Source organism: Microbacterium galbinum, assembly GCF_023091225.1.
Classification (GTDB): domain Bacteria; phylum Actinomycetota; class Actinomycetes; order Actinomycetales; family Microbacteriaceae; genus Microbacterium; species Microbacterium galbinum.
In genome coordinates this window covers 2,872,276-2,888,353 of the sequence record NZ_JAHWXM010000001.1, presented here as the reverse complement: position 1 = coordinate 2,888,353, position 16,078 = coordinate 2,872,276, and the positions used below count along the sequence as shown (strand labels likewise).

General features: G+C 71.2%; 13 protein-coding genes. 7 read left to right on the top strand and 6 right to left on the bottom strand.

The features are described from left to right. Positions 1-11 precede the first annotated feature (11 nt). Positions 12-500 carry a pyridoxamine 5'-phosphate oxidase family protein gene (locus tag KZC52_RS13845; protein WP_247624628.1) on the bottom strand — a complete coding sequence of 163 codons (489 nt, stop codon included), beginning with the start codon at positions 498-500 and terminating at the stop codon, positions 12-14. Between the two features lie 191 nt (positions 501-691). On the opposite strand from KZC52_RS13845, the gene KZC52_RS13840 reads away from it, so the two are divergent. Then, positions 692-2,239: a helix-turn-helix transcriptional regulator gene (locus tag KZC52_RS13840; RefSeq protein ID WP_247624627.1), complete on the top strand. Its 1,548-nt coding sequence runs from the start codon at positions 692-694 to the stop codon at positions 2,237-2,239. 104 nt (positions 2,240-2,343) lie between these two features. After that, positions 2,344-3,033, top strand: a complete 690-nt coding sequence (locus KZC52_RS13835) for a DedA family protein (RefSeq protein ID WP_247624626.1) — start codon at positions 2,344-2,346, stop codon at positions 3,031-3,033. 100 nt (positions 3,034-3,133) lie between these two features. Here the strand turns inward: KZC52_RS13835 and KZC52_RS13830 are convergent, their stop codons facing one another. Continuing rightward, positions 3,134-3,451, bottom strand: coding sequence for a DUF2277 domain-containing protein (locus KZC52_RS13830; protein ID WP_247624625.1), 318 nt, complete (start codon positions 3,449-3,451; stop codon positions 3,134-3,136). Between the two features lie 115 nt (positions 3,452-3,566). Next, entirely contained in the window at positions 3,567-4,403 is an 837-nt protein-coding gene (locus tag KZC52_RS17435) for a helix-turn-helix transcriptional regulator (RefSeq protein WP_281731266.1), read from the bottom strand. A 94-nt stretch (positions 4,404-4,497) separates the two neighbouring features. On the opposite strand from KZC52_RS17435, the gene hxlB reads away from it, so the two are divergent. Next, on the top strand, positions 4,498-5,079 hold the full coding sequence (hxlB, locus tag KZC52_RS13820) for a 6-phospho-3-hexuloisomerase (protein ID WP_247624624.1): 582 nt from the start codon (positions 4,498-4,500) through the stop codon (positions 5,077-5,079). Positions 5,080-5,129: 50 nt separating this feature from the next. Then, positions 5,130-5,753 (top strand): 3-hexulose-6-phosphate synthase, encoded by a 624-nt coding sequence (gene hxlA, locus KZC52_RS13815; RefSeq protein ID WP_247624623.1) that lies wholly within the window; start codon positions 5,130-5,132, stop codon positions 5,751-5,753. A gap of 164 nt (positions 5,754-5,917) precedes the next feature. Here hxlA and KZC52_RS13810 read toward each other — a convergent pair whose 3' ends face one another. Beyond that, on the bottom strand, positions 5,918-7,006 hold the full coding sequence (locus KZC52_RS13810) for an alkene reductase (protein ID WP_247624622.1): 1,089 nt from the start codon (positions 7,004-7,006) through the stop codon (positions 5,918-5,920). Between the two features lie 172 nt (positions 7,007-7,178). On the opposite strand from KZC52_RS13810, the gene KZC52_RS13805 reads away from it, so the two are divergent. From KZC52_RS13805 to KZC52_RS13795, 3 genes are read left to right on the top strand one after another with little or no spacing between them, the layout of a single operon-like run. Then, positions 7,179-7,958 (top strand): glycosyltransferase, encoded by a 780-nt coding sequence (locus tag KZC52_RS13805; RefSeq protein ID WP_247624621.1) that lies wholly within the window; start codon positions 7,179-7,181, stop codon positions 7,956-7,958. Further along, positions 7,955-8,815: an endonuclease/exonuclease/phosphatase family protein gene (locus KZC52_RS13800; protein WP_247624620.1), complete on the top strand. Its 861-nt coding sequence runs from the start codon at positions 7,955-7,957 to the stop codon at positions 8,813-8,815. The genes KZC52_RS13805 and KZC52_RS13800 overlap by 4 nt, the downstream gene beginning before the upstream one ends. Further along, on the top strand, positions 8,812-9,405 hold the full coding sequence (locus tag KZC52_RS13795; protein WP_247624619.1) for a DUF2238 domain-containing protein: 594 nt from the start codon (positions 8,812-8,814) through the stop codon (positions 9,403-9,405). The genes KZC52_RS13800 and KZC52_RS13795 overlap by 4 nt, the downstream gene beginning before the upstream one ends. An 18-nt stretch (positions 9,406-9,423) precedes the next feature. On the opposite strand, the gene KZC52_RS13790 is transcribed toward KZC52_RS13795, so the two are convergent. Both KZC52_RS13790 and KZC52_RS13785 read right to left on the bottom strand, forming a co-directional pair. Then, positions 9,424-11,622, bottom strand: coding sequence for a hypothetical protein (locus tag KZC52_RS13790; protein WP_247624618.1), 2,199 nt, complete (start codon positions 11,620-11,622; stop codon positions 9,424-9,426). 155 nt (positions 11,623-11,777) lie between these two features. Next, positions 11,778-15,950 (bottom strand): PQQ-dependent sugar dehydrogenase, encoded by a 4,173-nt coding sequence (locus KZC52_RS13785; RefSeq protein ID WP_247624617.1) that lies wholly within the window; start codon positions 15,948-15,950, stop codon positions 11,778-11,780. Positions 15,951-16,078: the final 128 nt, after the last annotated feature.

Here is a 16,078-nt window from a genome sequence, read left to right as displayed (position 1 = left end):
ATGCCCCGCACTCATCGCTGCGGCAGCTCGACCGTCTCGTTCTCGCCCTCGTAGGGCTCGCCGGTGATCTTGGACTTCACGAAGCTGAACAGCGAGGCGATCTTCCCGCCCGGGCTGTCCCAGTACTCGGCGGATTCGGCGGTGAACTTCAGCAGGCCCACCTCGGGGTCGTCCGGCCCGTTCGTGAACCAGGCTTCGACCGTGGGGCTCCAGAGCTCGCGCACCTTCGCCGGGTCGTCGACCAGCTCCGCGGTGCCCGAGAGCGACACCCACGAGTCGTTCGAGCTGAGCGAGACGCCCACCCGCTCGTCGGCCTGCGCGTCGAGTACGAGCGTGGCGCTCTTCGACACGAGGAACCACAGGTCGCCGTCGAACTCGGCCTCCTGCACGGTGAGCGGATGCGAGACGAGTCGTCCCTCGGCGTTGCGCGTGGTGAACATCGCGAAGCGGAAGTCCTTGAGGAGCTCGGCGACCCGCTGGACGGGTGTGGTGTCGGTCATGAGAGTGTCCCTTCTGCGCCACGATTCGCGCGGCGTCCCGGCCATCCTGCGACGAGCGGATGCCGGCGCCGAGGGGGTTGCGATTCCGACCGGGAGGGCATACCGCGACGCGCGATGGTTGCGCAATCAGCGCGCGTCGCTTCTGCCAGACTGGGATGGTCGAGGGGAACGACGAGGGAGAGATCGATTCGATGACTGCAGGAGCCGCCGAAGACCTCGAACGGTCACTCGCCTCCGCGCGGGACGACGACGACTGGACCGGGGTGATCGGCATCCTGGGCTCGCGCTGGAGCGACCTCTATCAGGACCATCCGCAGCTGCTGATCCGCACGATCGAGTCCCTGCCCCCGGCCGTTCTCGAGGCGCACCCGCGCCTGCGCTTCGCCGAGGAGCACCTACGCCGACGGTCGAACCGGATTCCCGAGCGGCGCGCCTACCCCGACATCCTCTCGGACGACCCGGATGCACCGCCGCTCGACCGGCTCGCCGCCCTCACCGGCCGCATCGCGACCGCGCGCGGCGACGGACGCCTGGCCGACGCCGCCGCGTCCGCCGACCAGGCCGTCGAGACCCTGCGCGCCGTCCCCGTCGAGATGGTGCCCAGCTTCGCGAACGCCCTTCCCGAGCTCCACTACCACTGGGCCGTGACGTACTTCCTCGCCAGTCGGTTCGACGATGCGCTCGAGCAGTTCGCGCGCAGCTACGACTGGGCCGAGTCGGTCGACAACCGTCTCGTGCGCACGACGTCCGGGGGCGCCAGCGCCCTCATCCACGCGCTGCACGGTCGCGGGCGCGACGCGGCTCGCTGGCTCAGCCGGCTTCCGGAGGTTCCCGCCGATGCCTGGTGGGCCGCGGATGCCCCGGCCGCCGGCCGCATGGCCGATGCCGTGCTGCACATGGATCGTCTCGAGATGGACGCCGCGCGCGGCATCCTCGACGGGATCGACATCACGCTGTCGCTCGATTTCTGGGGCCCGTACTTCGCACTGCGCGCCTACAGCACCCCGCCGGATCGGCGCGACGAGGCCCAGGTGCTGATGTCGGAGTTCGACTCCTTCGTCTCCGGCCTCGCCCCGGAGTACGCCCAGGTTCCCGTGAACGCCGAGTACACGGCCATGGTGCGCTATCTGCTGCTTCTGCTGCTGCACCAGCCCGACCGCGCGGCCCGGGAACTCGGGAGCACCGCGCCCGATGCCGATGCGAGCGTCGTGGCGCAGACCGGTACCGCTCTGCTCGCGCGCCGTCTGCTGCAGCGCGAACAGCCCGCCGCCGCACGCCGCCTGATCGCTCCGCTCCTGCAGGCGTCGAGCGCTCGGCCTCGTGTGATCATCCCGGCCCTCGTCATCGCCGCCGAGACGGGCTCGCCCTCGCAGCGCGACGACCTGTTGCAGCGCGCCGCGGCGCTCGCCACCTGGAACGGCCTCTACTCCGCCTTCCCTTCGGCGTCGACCGCCGCACGCCGGACGCTCGCCGACCTGATCGAGGAGCGCGGCGAGCCCGGGATCGCCGACCTCCTGCGCGGGCTGTCGGAGACGACGGCCGTCGCCGGGACCGAGGCCCTCACCCGTCGTGAAGCCGCGGTCGTGGCGTCGGCGCTGGCCGGGCTCTCGAACACCGAGATCGCCGCGAAGCAGCACGTGAGCGTCAACACGGTCAAGTCGCAGCTGCGCGGCGCGTTCCGCAAGCTCGAGGTCTCGAGCCGTCAGGAGCTGATCGAGCTGTTCCAGCTCGGACGCTGAGCCGGGACGGACGCTGAGCCGGGGCAGACGCTGAGCCGGGACTCAGGTGCACGGGATAGCGTCGACGGGTACGACCACCGCGATCCCCGACACCTGAGGACACGATGAGCCGCATCGCCCCCGCCCTGGAAGCATCCGCCCCCGCCTACGACGGTTTCGTCGGGTGGGTGCTGAGCCTCATCGAATCGCTCGGGGAGGTGGGCGTCGGCATCGCGATCCTCATCGAGACGTTCGTGCCACCAATCCCCTCGGAGGCGATCCTGCCGGTCGCCGGTTTCCTCGCCTACGAGGGCCGGATGAGCGCGTGGGGCGCGTGGGCGGCGGCCACTCTCGGCGTGCTCGTCGGCGCACTGATCTGGTACGCGATCGGCGCCGCGGTCGGGCGCGACCGCACGCGTCGGATCGTCGGGCGCATCCCGCTGCTCGACTACGACGACTTCGACAAGGCCGAGGCGTTCTTCGCCCGCTGGGGCGGCGGGGCGGTGCTCTTCGGACGCTGCGTGCCGCTCGTGCGGTCGTTCATCTCGATCCCCGCGGGCATCGAGCGCATGCCGCTGTGGAAGTTCACGCTCTACACGCTGATCGGCTCGGGCATCTGGAACGCGATCTGGATCGGTCTCGGCTTCGCTTTCGGCCCGGCCATCAAGCCGGTGCTCGAGGAGTGGAGCGGCCTCATCTCGAACATCGCGGTCGGGGCGATCGCGCTGCTGGTGCTGGCCTTCATCGCCGTGCGCATCCGGCGGCGGCTGCGCGAGGGCTCGACGCGACGGATGCCGCAGCCCGACGCCGAGTGACCCCTCCCCGAGCGCACCCTCCCCGCGTGCATCGATCGGTGCGAAATGTCGGTCATGGCGCCTCTTCGCCGACGTTTCGCACCGATCGATGCACGACGGGTCAGGCCTCGGCGGCGCGGGCGGCGCGCTTCGCGTCCTGGAACACCCGGATCGCCTCGTAGCGCTCCGCCGAGCGCGCCTGGCGCTTGGCGGCCTGCTCCTGACGGTTCTTCGGTGGCGCCGAGGTGACGAGTCCGTCGAGCAGACTCCGCACCGACCGCTCGATCTCGGCGATCGCCCGGTCGAACACCTCCTGGTTGGCTCGCGACGGAGCGTTCGTCCCCGAGATCTTGCGCACGAACTGCAGGGCGGCGTCGTGGCATTCGTCGTCGGATGCCGGGGGCTCGAGGTTGTTCAGGGGGATGATGTTGCGGCACATGCCAGCCAGGCTAGATCGCTGAGCGGCGGAGTCAAGGGGTGGCGGCGCGGCCACGGCATCCCGCGCATCCGACGCGCCCACCCGTTCGCACGGGTCCGCCCCTCCGAACGGGTGGTCAGCCGCGCGCGATCGCCGCGAGCTCGACCCGCGAGGTGGCCCCGGACTTGCGCAGCAGGTTCGAGACGTGGAACTTCACGGTGTTCTCGCTGACGCTGAGCGTGTGAGCGATCTCGCGGTTGCGTCGACCGGCGGCGATCAGCCGCAGAACGTCGCGCTCACGGGGACTGGCGTCGATCGCGGCGGGCAGGTCGCCGGCATCCGCGGGTGGGTCGAGGGGCAGGCGGATGCCGACCTCCGACCCCCAGCCCGGGGTCGCCGACACCGAGAAATCGCCGGCGAGGGCCGACACCTGCTCGCCGATCGAGCGCAGCGTGTCGTCGTGGGTGGTGAGGTCGCCGCGGCCGTCGTCACGGATGCCGATGAGCAGGTTGAGGCCGTCGCAGTCCCACTGGATACGCACGCGCCGGGTGTCGCCGCGGTCGACGATCGCCAGCACGGTGCTGCGCACGATGGCTCGTGCGGAGTGCGCGATGTCGCCGGGGAGAGCACGCCCGTTGGCGGGCGGCTCGACGAACTGCACGTCGAGCTCGCTGTACCGCACGAGCGGGCGCAGGTCTCCACGCAACCGTTCGAACGCCCCGGTCACCGGCTCGAGGCCCGCACCCTGCTCGTCGTTCAGGGTGCGCAGCCCCACGAGGGCACCGGCGGCGACGTCGACAGCGATCGTGCGCGCCGCCCGGTCGTCGAGGCGGGTCGAGCGGAGCGTCGCGAGCAGGGACTCCAGCGTGAGCGCGTACCGATCGCGCTGCTCGGCGAGCGCGCGGGAGTGGTCGGCGGTCAGGCGGCGCGACGTGGTCTGCGCGGTGCGGTCGGTGTGGTCGGTGGCGCTCATGGGCACCCACTCTATCCCGCCCCCTCCTTTCGGGTAGGGGGAACGGTCCCGAGGCAGGAGCGCCCCACGGTCGGATGCTGGCGAGGCTGGGTACATGCCCCTCACCGCCACCATCTCCCCGGGAGCGGCGATCTCCCTCGTCGCCAACGAGCTCCTGCACGCCGCCGAGCGCACGAGCGTCGCGAACGCACGACAGCTCGACGACCTCGCCGCCCTCCTCACCGACGCCGACCGCGTCTTCGTGATGGGCGCGGGCCGCTCGGGACTCGCTCTGCGCATGACGGCGATGCGCCTCATGCACCTGGGCCTCGAGGTGCACGTGGTCGGCGACACCACCACGCCGGCCATCGCGGCGGGCGACGTGCTGCTCACCGCGAGCGGCTCGGGCACCACGGAGTCCATCGTGCGCGCGGCCACCCGCGCCTCCGAGATCGGCGCACGCGTCGGCGTGATCACCACCGCCGAGTCGTCGCCCCTCTCCGACCTCGCCGACGTGCGCGTGCGGGTGCCCGCGGCGCAGAAGCTCGACCGCAGCGCCGAGGCGTCCGCTCAGTACGCGGGCGGCCTGTTCGAGCAGATCGTCGTCGTGATCGGCGACGGGCTCTTCCACGCGCTCTGGCAGCGCCAGGGATCGAGCGCCGACGAGCTGTGGCCGCGGCACGCGAACCTCGAGTGACCCGCACCGCCCCTCACCCCTCGCACCATCCCCAGAAGAACGGAACACCCATGAAACTGCAGTTCGCCATCGACACCCTCAGCACCGAGAAGGCCCTGGAGCTGGCCGCGGCCGCCGCGGCTCACGTCGACATCCTCGAGCTCGGCACGCCCCTCATCAAGAGCGAGGGGCTGTCGGCGATCACCGCGCTCAAGGAGGCGCACCCCGACAAGGTGATCTTCGCCGACCTCAAGACGATGGATGCCGGTGAGCTCGAGGCCGACATCGCTTTCGGCGCGGGCGCCGACCTCGTGACCGTGCTCGGCGCCGCCGACGACAGCACCATCGCCGGCGCCGTGAAGGCCGCGAAGAAGCACGGAAAGGGCATCGTCGTCGACCTGATCGGCGTCGCCGACAAGGCCGCCCGCGCCCAGCAGGTCATCGGCCTCGGCGCGGAGTTCGTCGAGATGCACGCCGGCCTCGACGAGCAGGCGCAGGAGGGCTACTCCCTCGACAGCCTCCTCACCGACGGCGCGGCATCCGGCGTCGCGTTCTCGGTCGCGGGTGGCGTGAATGCGTCGAGCATCGCCGCGGTGCAGGCATCCGGTGCGCAGGTCGCCGTCGCCGGCAGCGCGATCTACAGTGCCGACAACGTCGGCGACGCGGCGGCAGCGCTGCGCGCGGCGATCGTCTGACGGTCTCCCCACCCCTCGCGCGCCCTCTTCCGAGCGCATCGATCGGTGCGAAATGTCGACTTCCAGTCCCCAGAATCGACGTTTCGCACCGATCGATGCATTTCCGGATGCCGTCGGGCCTCGAAACAGCGGGCGGGATGCCGCCGGGCCTCGACGTGCGCGCGTCAGGCCTCCGAGCGCGACTCCTCGAGCGACGGGTAGTCGGTGTAGCCCTCGGCGGTCGAACCGTAGAACAGCTCGGGACGGGGCTCGTTGAGCTCGGCCCGCGTGCGCCAGCGCTCGACGAGGTCGGGGTTGGCGATCACGGGGCGCCCGGCGGCGACGGCATCCGCCCAACCCTCGTCGACGAGTTCCACGGCCTCCTCACGGGTGGTCGGGGTCGCGAAACCGGAGTTGACGATGAGCGGGGCCTTCGACGCCGCCCGGATCGCCTGCACAAGATCGGCGCGCGGGTCGGCGTTGAGCACGTCGACGAACGCGAGTCCGAGGGCGGCGAGACCGTTCGCGACGGCGGTGTAGGTCGCCCGCACGTCGGCGTCGTCCTCTTCGAGCACGCCCTGGATGTTGTGCTGGGGAGAGAGACGGATGCCGGTGCGCTCCGCGCCCACCGCCGCGGCGACGGCGCGGGTCACCTCGACGGCGAAGCGAGCACGGTTCTCGGGGGATCCACCGTAGGAGTCGTCGCGGACGTTCGACACCGGCGAGAGGAACTCGTGCACGAGGTAGCCGTTGGCGCCGTGCACCTCGACCCCGTCGAAGCCGGCCGCGATCGCGTTGCGCGCCGCCTGGGCGAACTGCTCGATCACCACGGGGATCTCGTCGAGGGTCAGCGCGTGCGCGACGGGCAGGTCGACCTTGCCCTCGGGCGTGCGGGTCTGGCCCGGAGCGGCGAGCGAACTGGGGCCGACGACACGGTCCTCACCCGAGATGAGCGGGTGCGAGACGCGTCCGCCGTGCATGAGCTGCATGACGATCGTTCCCCCGGCCGCGTGCACGGCGTCGGCGACCCGACGCCAGCCCTCGATCTGGGCGGGGGTGACGATGCCCGGCTGACCGGGGTACGACTTGCCCTCGGCCGCGGGCCACACACCCTCACTGATGATCAGGCCCTGGCCCGCGCGCTGGCGGTAGTACTCCACCATCGTGTCGGTGGGCACGCCGGCGTCATCTGCGCGCGTGCGGGTCAGCGGCGCCATGACGACGCGGTTGGACAGGTTCAGGGCACCGAAGACGGCGGGATCGAAAAGACTCACACCGGGAGTCAAGAGACGCCGGCCCCTCCGTATTCCCGATAGCGGTGCCCGATAGCGGCGGGATCGACGGGCGTCAACCCGATGCGCCACTCCGCGCCGCCCGCCTACCGTGGGACGAGACGATCACGCCGAGGATCTCGACGACGATCGGCACCACGGGAGACGGGAACCGATGCATCCGCCGCGCACGCTGACCACCTCGATCGTGATCCCGGTGAAGGACGACGCGGATCTCCTCGCCCTCTGCCTCGCCGCGCTCGCCGGTCAGACGACGCAGGCGGACGAGATCGTCGTGGTCGACAACGCATCCAGCGACGCATCCGCCGTCGTCGCCCGCGCGGCCGGTGCCCGCGTGATCACCTGCGCCGACCCCGGCATCGGCGCCGCCGCGGCCGCCGGGTACGATGCGGCGCACGGCGATCTGATCCTTCGCCTGGATGCCGACTGCGTCCCGGGCGCGGGATGGGTGGACGAGGTCTCGCGCGCTTTCGCCGCCGCGCACGACGTCGCCGCGTTCACCGGTCGGGCGCACTTCACCGACGGCCCGAGCGCTCTCCGCGCTCCCCTGGCTGCGCTGTACCTCGGCGCCTACGCGGCCGTGACCGGGCTGGCGCTCGGACACCGTCCCCTGTTCGGTTCGAACCTCGCATTCCGCCGCGACGCCTGGCTCGCGGTGCGCGACGAGGTGCACCGCCAGGACCCCGAGGTGCACGATGACCTCGACCTCGCCTTCCACCTCGGCGAGAGACACCGCATCCGCGCGCTCCCCGGACTGTCGATGGGCATGTCGATGCGCCCGTTCACCGGCGGCCACTTCGGCCGGCGCGTGCACCGCGGCATGCGCAGCGTGCTCGTGCACTGGCCGCACGACTTCCCGCCGCTGCGGTGGGGACGGATGCTCGCCCATCGCACCCGCCGACGCACGTCATCGCCCCGCGGGAGCCGCCGATGAACGCCGACGCGACGCTCATCGGCCCGACCGCCCCGCCGGAGCTGCACGTGATGACACTGAACGTGCGCCGCGCGATGGAGGGGCCGCTGATCGCGCGCGCCGATCGCTGGAGCACGCGTGCTCCCGCCGTGCATGCGCTCCTCGCCTCGGAGCGCCCGACGCTGCTGGGGCTGCAGGAGGCGCTGCCCCGCGTGATGCCGTCGATCCGGAGAGCGCTCGGCGACGGCTACCGGTCGCTGGGACGCGGACGCGGACGCGGGGGCACGGGAGAGGGCACTCCGCTGCTCTACGACGGCACGCGCCTGCAGCTCGTCGACGGCGGCCAGCGGGCGCTGTCCGACCGCCCCGACGTGCCGGGGTCGACCGGGTGGGGCAACGCCATCCCGCGCATCGCCGTGTGGGCCGAGTTCGTCGACCGCTCGACCGGGGCGCGCCTGCTCGCCGTGAACACGCACCTCGACCCGTTCTCGCGGCGATCGCGGCGCCGATCGGCCGCGGACATCGCCGCCTTCGTCCGGGAGCGGGGCATCCCCGCCGTCGTAACGGGTGATCTCAACGCCGATGTCCGCTCGGCCTCGGTGCGCGCGCTGTTCGACGGAGAACGGCTGACCGATGCCCGGGCCGTCGCCGACGTGCACCTCTCCCCGCAGTGGGGGACCTACACGCATTACCGACGCCCCCGGGTCGGGGGCCGCTGCATCGACGCGATCGCGGTCACTCCCGGCGTGCAGGTGCGCGCGGTGGGGGCGAATGCGCGCACCTTCGACGGGGTGCATCCGTCCGACCACCTCGCGGTGCAGGCGGTGATCCGCGTCGGCGCCGTCGACGCGAGCAGTGCGAGGAGAACGACACGATGAAAGAAGACTTCCTGCGCCCGCCGCGCACCGCGGCGGAATGGGCGGCCGACGGCCTGCGCGTCGTGGGGGTGCTGGCGGTGATCGCCGCGGCGGTGTGGCTGAAGCCCACCGATGCGGGCATCGCCGCCCTCGCGCTGCCCGCCCTCATGCTGCCGCGGATGCTCGGACTGCGGCCCTGGTTCGACGTCGTGACGTGCGTCGTGGTGCTGGTCGCCGCGTGGAGCAACGTCCTCGACCTCTACCGCACGATCACGGGGTGGGATCTGCTCCTGCATGGCGTGTGCACCGGCGTGCTCGCGATCGTGCTGGCCGTCGTGATCGAGCGCACCGGGGTCGCCGCACTCACCCGCGACGCCGGGGTGCGACCGCGCACGCCGCTCGTGATGCTGCCCCTGCTCGCCCTCGCCATCAGCGCGGTGTGGGAGATGATCGAGTGGGTGGGATGGGCCTTCCTCAGCGATGACATCTTCGTCACCTACCAGGACACGATCGGCGACATGGTCCTCGGCGGAGTCGGCGGCGTCCTCGCCGGTGCGCTTCTCGCCTGGACTCGGGTGGAGCGGAGGGGCGCGCCGACCGTCGCAGCGTGAGGAACCACCGCAGCGTCCTCAGGACCCCCCGCACCGCGCCGCTGCGCACGTGAGGATCGTCCCCTCGAACGAGCTCGGCGCGGTCGACGCCGACCGACGCGCACCGACCGCGAGGAGCGGACGATCCCGGTCGTCGACGGAGAGAGCGAATCCGCCGGTGGATCCGGCACCCGAGGGACCGAGGCCCGTGAGCGGGACCGCCGTGCGATCGCGGCACGCCTCGTCGTCGCACGAGACGAGCGCGACGTTCGCGTCGCGGTCGATCGTGCCGATGAGCGGGCGCCCGCTCGTGTCGATCACGAAGGCGGGAATGTGCAGGAAGGCGAGGTGCTGCGCGACTTCCGTGACCACGGCATCGGCGCACACTTCGTCTGCGCACGAGAAGAGCCGCAACACGTCACTCCCCCGGGCACGCGACAGGATCACGGGGGATCCATCGGCTCCCCGCTCCACCTGGGCGCCGTAGGCGAAGTCGAGGTCGTTCTGGGCCTGGTCCGCCGTCGCATCCCCACCCGACGCATCCAGCGTCTCGACGGTCCACGCGCCGTCGACCGTCGCGGTCAGGAGACGGAGCGGACTCCCGTATCCGTCGGCCTCGCGCTGCACGAGCGTCATGGCGGCGGATCCGCCGTCCTCCGCGGCCACGACGTCGAGCGTGGTCGCATTCGTCGTGCTCAGGGCCCACTCGACCGAGAGCTCGGTACGGGCACTGCTCGAGCATTCGGCATCCGCGCAGAAGTCCAGCGCCAGCGTGGCGTCGTCGCCACTCCCCGGCGGGCGGATGACCGAGGCGATCACGGGCAGCGCACCGCGAGAGTCGACGGCCACCGCCATGCGGGACTCGTTGCTGCGCGCGAAGACGGAGTTCCCACCCTCGAACACGGCCTCGACGCTCGAGAGCGTCCGCACCTCACCCGGCAGACCGCGCTCCGGTGCGTCGTGCGATCCGCTCGCCTCGGACATCGTCGACCATTCCGCGAGTTGCTCCGTGGAGCTGTGGGTCACGCGCAGTTCGAAGCTGCCGGAGGAATCGTCGGCCCCCTCGACCGGTATCCATGACGCCGAGAGCACCCCGCCGTCGTCGGCGCTCGCGATCGCGGACGGGAGGATCGACGCCATCTCCCGAACGGGACCGCACGCGTCGTCGTCGCACGCACGCACCGTCGCGTCCTCGCCGCCGAGACGCGAGATCAGGACGCTGCCGCCCTGCCACCCGACGATCTGCGGCGACGTCCACACACGGTGCACGTCGGCGGCGGCGAACGCCGGGACCTGCCACGGATTCAGCGCGACCAGCGCACCCGCGAGGACCGCGGGAGCCAGGAGGACGGCCACGCCGGGCAGCATCCCGCCGCGGCCGGTGCGCGCGGGTGACCGCTCCGCACCCACCGCCCCCTCGTCCGGGGTGAGCGGCGCGTCGGAGCGCAGCGCGGCCCCGCGCACCGCGACCGCAGACAGGAGCACCTGGACCACGGCGGTGGAGACCAGCGCCAGCCCCGCGGTCACGACCGGAGTCCACCAGCCGGGCGGGAGCGTCGACGCCAGCCACCCGATGACCAGCACGATGATCCCGGTCGACACGGCGGTGAAGACGAGGGCGAAGCGCGGACTGCCGAGCGGCTCGGCCGCGCGCCCCTGGAACGCCCGCGGTGACCGCCATCCTGCCGCGAGGGCGGCGCCGATCGGATGCGTGCCCGCGACGAGCAGCGGCCACGCGAGCGCCAGCGGGGCGAGCACGATGACGGCGATGAGCAGCACGATCGCGGCGACGATGCCCAGCACGGGCTGGACGCTCAGGAGGATCGAGACCAGCAGGAGCACGCTCGCCGCGACGAGGGAGACCGCCGCTGCGATCGCCACGGCGCCCGGACGCCGAGCGGCGCGAGCCCACGCCGCTCGCGCCGGGAGACGGCGACCGTCGACGCGGGCGAGAAGCGCGGAGGTCGCGGCGGTGAGGCCGAAGGCCTGGGCGAGAGCCAGGACGACGGTGAACGCGGCAGCGCCCACGAACGCACTCGGGCTCGCGGCCACGAGGGCGGGAGCGTGGTTCACGATCGACAGGTCATCGGCCGCCACCGTCGTCGCGACGCCTCCGGCGACCGCGGCGGCCAGTGCCGACGGCACGGCGTATGCGAGCAGCGGAGAGGGATCTCCGAACGCGAGAGACACCGCCCGCGCGGGCCCGAACATCCGCCTCGTCGTCGATGAGTCCTGCATGTCGCCCCCGCTTCGTCACCGCTCACCGCGTCGGGCGAGCCTCCGAGAACCGTATCGGCGGGCCGATTCCCGCGCGATGGAGAGGAATGCCCATACGCCGGAGGATTCGGGAGGCCTCCGGAAGATCCAGGAGGCCTCCCGAACGGATGCCGCGGCTACGGCACGAGCGTGAACCTCACCTCCGTCGCGTTGCCCGCCACGTCGTGCACGGTGAGCACGTTCTCGCCGAGCACCGCTCCGAACGACCCGGGCTTCACGTTGTTCAGATCCGACCAGACGTTGTCGCTCAGGTCGGTGCCGGTGTCGTTCACCGTCACGCGGTCGATCTTGAAGGCGTCGTTCAGTTTGAACGACACCTTCGAGAAGACGCCGTCGGCGCCGATCGTGAACGCGGAGCCGGTCTTGGCCGTGACGGTGGGCGGCGTGACGTCGAGCGTGAACCGCACGGTCGTCTCGTTGCCCGCCGCGTCGCGCACGACCAGGGTGTTCGCGCCCTCCACCGCGCCGAACACCCCGGGCTTCACACCGTTGAGGTCGGACCAGACGGCATCCGTCACGTCCTTCTCGACGCCGTTGAGCGCGAGGCCTGCGACCAGCCCCTCGTCGTGCAGCTTGAACGAGACCTTCGAGTAGACGCCGTCACGGCCCACCGTCGCCCCGACATCCGTCTTGACCGTCACGGCCGGAGCCGTGGCGTCGGTCGCAGCCGCCGTGACCGTCAGGTCGCGCAGGCGCCCGAAGTTGTCGAACGAGCCGAAGCCCACCCGTCCCTCGGGGAACGTGGTGTCGGTCGCGGTGAGCAGCGGGGTGTCGAGTCCGTCGAGATAGACGGCCACCTCACCCGTGTCGCAGCGCACCACGCGCACGTCGTGCCACTCCTCGTCGGTGATCGCCGGCGGGGCGCCGACCGTACCGTCCCACTGATCGTCGACCCGCACGCGGTCGGCGTTGTTCACGGTGAAGATGCCGTTGTGCGGGTAGATCGTGTTGTCCTTCGACAGGTGCACGTACGAGTACTCCGTGTCGGACTTCCACCCGAACACGATGATGACGTCGCGGTTGTTGACCGACGCCTTCTCGTCGATGCGCACCTGGGCCGAGAGGTCGAACGATCCGAGCTCGGGCCCCTCGTTCAGCACGGCGTACTCGAAGGGACGACGGATGCCGTCGTTCGGGTTCGCGCCCGCCTCGGTGAGCACGATCTGATCGCCGGGGAAGTCCCACTTCGCCGGCGTGCGCGGTGCCCAGTTCTCCTCACCCATCACGTCGGTGATCACCTGCCCGTCCGGCGTGCAGGCGGCGGGTGCCGGCGGCTCGACGGGCGGAACCGCGTAGAGCGCGTACTGCGCCGCGATCTGCTCGGCGGTCGGCACCGTGTCGAGCAGCATCACGTCGTCCATGCGACCGTGGAACGGGTTGGCCTCGCGCGTGTTCTGCGGGAAGCTGCCGCCGATCTTGATGCCCGCGGGCGTGGTGTCGCTCGTCGCGCCCCCACCCCACGGGTTCGCCGCGGTGTACCGCCCGGCGAGTTCCTCGCCGTTCATGTACAGCTTCATCTCGCCGCCGGCGAAGTCGAAGGTGGCGGCGAGATGCACCCACTGCCCCTTCTTCAGGATCTCGTCCCACGGCAGGTCGGCCGCGAACGTCCACGACCCCGCCCCGTCGACCCGACGACCGAGGGCGACGAGCTTGAGCTCGCCGTCGACCGTGATGACCTCGAGCAGCGCACGCACCGCATGGCCGTCGGAAGTGCCGGTGAGCACGCCCGCGAGACCGATCGCGTTGTAGACGTCGTCGGGGTTGGCGGTGCCGGAGTTCAGCGCCGGATGATCGCCGGTGGGCTTGAACCAGCCCATCACCGAGATCTCCTCGGCACCGGCGAAGTCACCGAGCGTGTCGACGCCCGCGGCGTCGTAGACCCCGGCCTTCCAGTCGTCGTTCGAGGCCGTGGTCGGGCTCATCTGCTGCGTCTGCAGCGCCTTGCCCGCCCCCGGGTACGCCCGGTCGGCGACCCGCTGCTCGACGCCGCCGTTGATCAGCGCGATGTCGGTGCCCGAGCGCCCCTGGTCGACCTCGACCGTCGGGTCGGCGCCCGGGTGGTCGAAGTCGTGGTGGGTGACGACGTTCGGCGCCAGCTCCGGCAGCACGAACGGCGACGACGGGCCCGCCTCGCGGGCGCCCGTCACCTTCCAGATCTTGCCGTTCGCCTTCGAGACGAGGTACAGCTCGCCGTCGGCATCCGATCCGAAGCGCAGGTCGACGCGCGTGTCGCCCACCAGCTCCTGGAAGGTGGTCTCCTCGCCGTCCTCGAACACGCGCAGCTGCTCGATCGTGGCGAGATCGTCGATGTCGCCCGCGTTGCGGACCATCTCGTCGGCCTGCGTCGAGAGCACCCATCCGCGCACCAGATCGGTGAACAGGTACCGGCCCTGCAGCGCCTCGATGTCACCGCGGTAGACGAAGCCGCCGTTCACGGCCACGCCCGCGTCACCGGTCTGGCCGGGGTCGCGGTTGTGGTCGTAGGCGGCGACCGGGTAGGTGAAGCCGAACTCGGCGTCGTTTTCGGGCAGCGGAAAGATCTGCCGGTTCTCGGCGAGGAACGAGCCCTCGCGCACCGACCAGCCGAAGTTGTCGCCCGGCTCGACGGCGTAGATCGACTCGACCTGCCACTCGCCGATGTGGGCGAGGTACATGGTGTGGTCGCCCTCGGGATCCCAGCTGATGCGGTGCGGGTCGCGCAGACCCACCGCGTAGATCTCGGGCAGCGCGTCCGCGTCGTCGAGGAACGGATTGTCGGCGGGGATGCCGTACGCGCCGTTCTCGCTGTCGTCACCGGTCGGGTCGATGCGCAGCACCTTGCCCTGCGGGGTGGCGAGATCCTGCGGGTTGCCGTTGCCGACACCGTTACCGCCGTCGCCGACGAGGATGTACAGGATGCCGTGCTCGGCGGTGCCTTCGGCAGCCGTCGGGTTGAACGCGATCTGCTGCACCGTGTGCACGCGTCCGCCGAAGGGGATGCGCATGACCTCGCGGTGCGTGCCGGAGAACGTCTCCGCCGAGGGGTCGGATGCCGTCCACTCGGTGATCACGCTGTGGAACTGCGTGTTGCCGTAGGCCGGGAAGTCCGGGGTGTCCTCGGTGAGTGCCGTGCCGCCCTCGGTGTGCACGGTGTAGAAGAGCCCGTTCTCGGCGAAGTCCGGGTGGAACTCGGCCGCGCCGAGTCCGGTGCCCAGTCCTGCGCTGTTGTGGAAGTTGTCGACGAACTCGTCGCGCACATTGAGGTACGGCACGTACTCGCCCGACGCCTTGTCGACGAGGTACAGGATCGCGTTGTTGTCGGGCACCATCAGGCGGCCCGAGTCGTCGGGGACCTCGTCGAGGTGCGTGATGCGGTTGTGCCGCACCAGACGCGGGTCCTGTGTGGCCGGGGTCGTCGTCGACTCGGGCAGCTGGGCGAGCTCGGTGACCTCGATGCCCAGGCTCGAGAGCTCGGGGTCGGGCAGCGGGTTCAGCAGCGGCTCGGCGGGGGTCTCCCCGGGAGCACAGTCGCCCTCGTTGCCGGTGGCGATCGCGAGGTTCTCGCCCGTCGTGTCGACCGCGACGTCGTCGAGCAGCAGACGCCCGGTGCTGGTGGCGCCGTTCTTCCAGAAGAAGCGGTCGAGGTCGCCGTTCACGGCCTGACGGAAGCCGAACTGCTGCTCGGTGCCCTCGGGCAGGCGGGTGATCTCGTCGTAGGCCCCGCCCTGGCTGTAGACGGCGACCTTGTCGGTGGCGTTGTCGGCGACGATCCAGACGCACTGCCAGGCGTCACGCGACCAGACGCCGGCGGACTTGAACGCGTTGCCGTCGCGGACGCGCAGCACGTCGTCGTTCTGGTTGTTCACGTATGCGCGGCTGTGCGTGTAATCGTTCGGGGCGTCGACGTCGGTCAGGCCGAACGAGGTGTCGACGCTGCCCGTGCGCAGGAAGCGGAAGAACAGCGTGCCGGTCGTTCCCTCGGCGATCGCCGGGATCTCGCGGAAGGCCTGCTGCCCGCCGCCGACCGACTCGACGACCTGGTTGTTGCCGTTGAGCGGATCGGCCACGACGCGGGGAGCAGCGGATGCCGTCCACCCGTCCTGCCCGTTCAGCGCCGTGCGCTCGTAGCCCTCGAAGTCGATCACCTCGGGGAACGTGGCATCGGCCGTCGCGGGGGCGGCGGCGAGCAGGGTGCCGATCATGGCCGCGGCGATGGCGGCCGCCCCGGCTCTGCGGTGGCGCCTCCCGCCCGGTGGCACGGCATCCGTTCGCCGGTGCGCGCTCGTCGACCGTGTGTTTCGCTTCTGCATCAGAGACCTCTCAACGTCATCGTCGTGTGGTGTCGTGCCGGTGTGGTGTCGCGCTCCTCCCCGGGGCGGCACTGCAGAGGGGAGGGCGATCAGCGGTACGGAAGCGCATGCGTAAGCGCTTTCGCAAC

Excerpts from the sequence above, each read along its gene's own strand:
- KZC52_RS13845 (WP_247624628.1), bottom strand. The coding sequence starts at position 500 with ATGACCGACACCACACCCGTCCAGCGGGTCGCCGAGCTCCTCAAGGAC.
- KZC52_RS13840 (WP_247624627.1), top strand. The coding sequence starts at position 692 with ATGACTGCAGGAGCCGCCGAAGACCTCGAACGGTCACTCGCCTCCGCG.
- KZC52_RS13835 (WP_247624626.1), top strand. The coding sequence starts at position 2,344 with ATGAGCCGCATCGCCCCCGCCCTGGAAGCATCCGCCCCCGCCTACGAC.
- KZC52_RS13830 (WP_247624625.1), bottom strand. The coding sequence starts at position 3,451 with ATGTGCCGCAACATCATCCCCCTGAACAACCTCGAGCCCCCGGCATCC.
- KZC52_RS17435 (WP_281731266.1), bottom strand. The coding sequence starts at position 4,403 with ATGAGCGCCACCGACCACACCGACCGCACCGCGCAGACCACGTCGCGC.
- hxlB (WP_247624624.1), top strand. The coding sequence starts at position 4,498 with ATGCCCCTCACCGCCACCATCTCCCCGGGAGCGGCGATCTCCCTCGTC.
- hxlA (WP_247624623.1), top strand. The coding sequence starts at position 5,130 with ATGAAACTGCAGTTCGCCATCGACACCCTCAGCACCGAGAAGGCCCTG.
- KZC52_RS13805 (WP_247624621.1), top strand. The coding sequence starts at position 7,179 with ATGCATCCGCCGCGCACGCTGACCACCTCGATCGTGATCCCGGTGAAG.
- KZC52_RS13800 (WP_247624620.1), top strand. The coding sequence starts at position 7,955 with ATGAACGCCGACGCGACGCTCATCGGCCCGACCGCCCCGCCGGAGCTG.
- KZC52_RS13795 (WP_247624619.1), top strand. The coding sequence starts at position 8,812 with ATGAAAGAAGACTTCCTGCGCCCGCCGCGCACCGCGGCGGAATGGGCG.
- KZC52_RS13790 (WP_247624618.1), bottom strand. The coding sequence starts at position 11,622 with ATGCAGGACTCATCGACGACGAGGCGGATGTTCGGGCCCGCGCGGGCG.
- KZC52_RS13785 (WP_247624617.1), bottom strand. The coding sequence starts at position 15,950 with ATGCAGAAGCGAAACACACGGTCGACGAGCGCGCACCGGCGAACGGAT.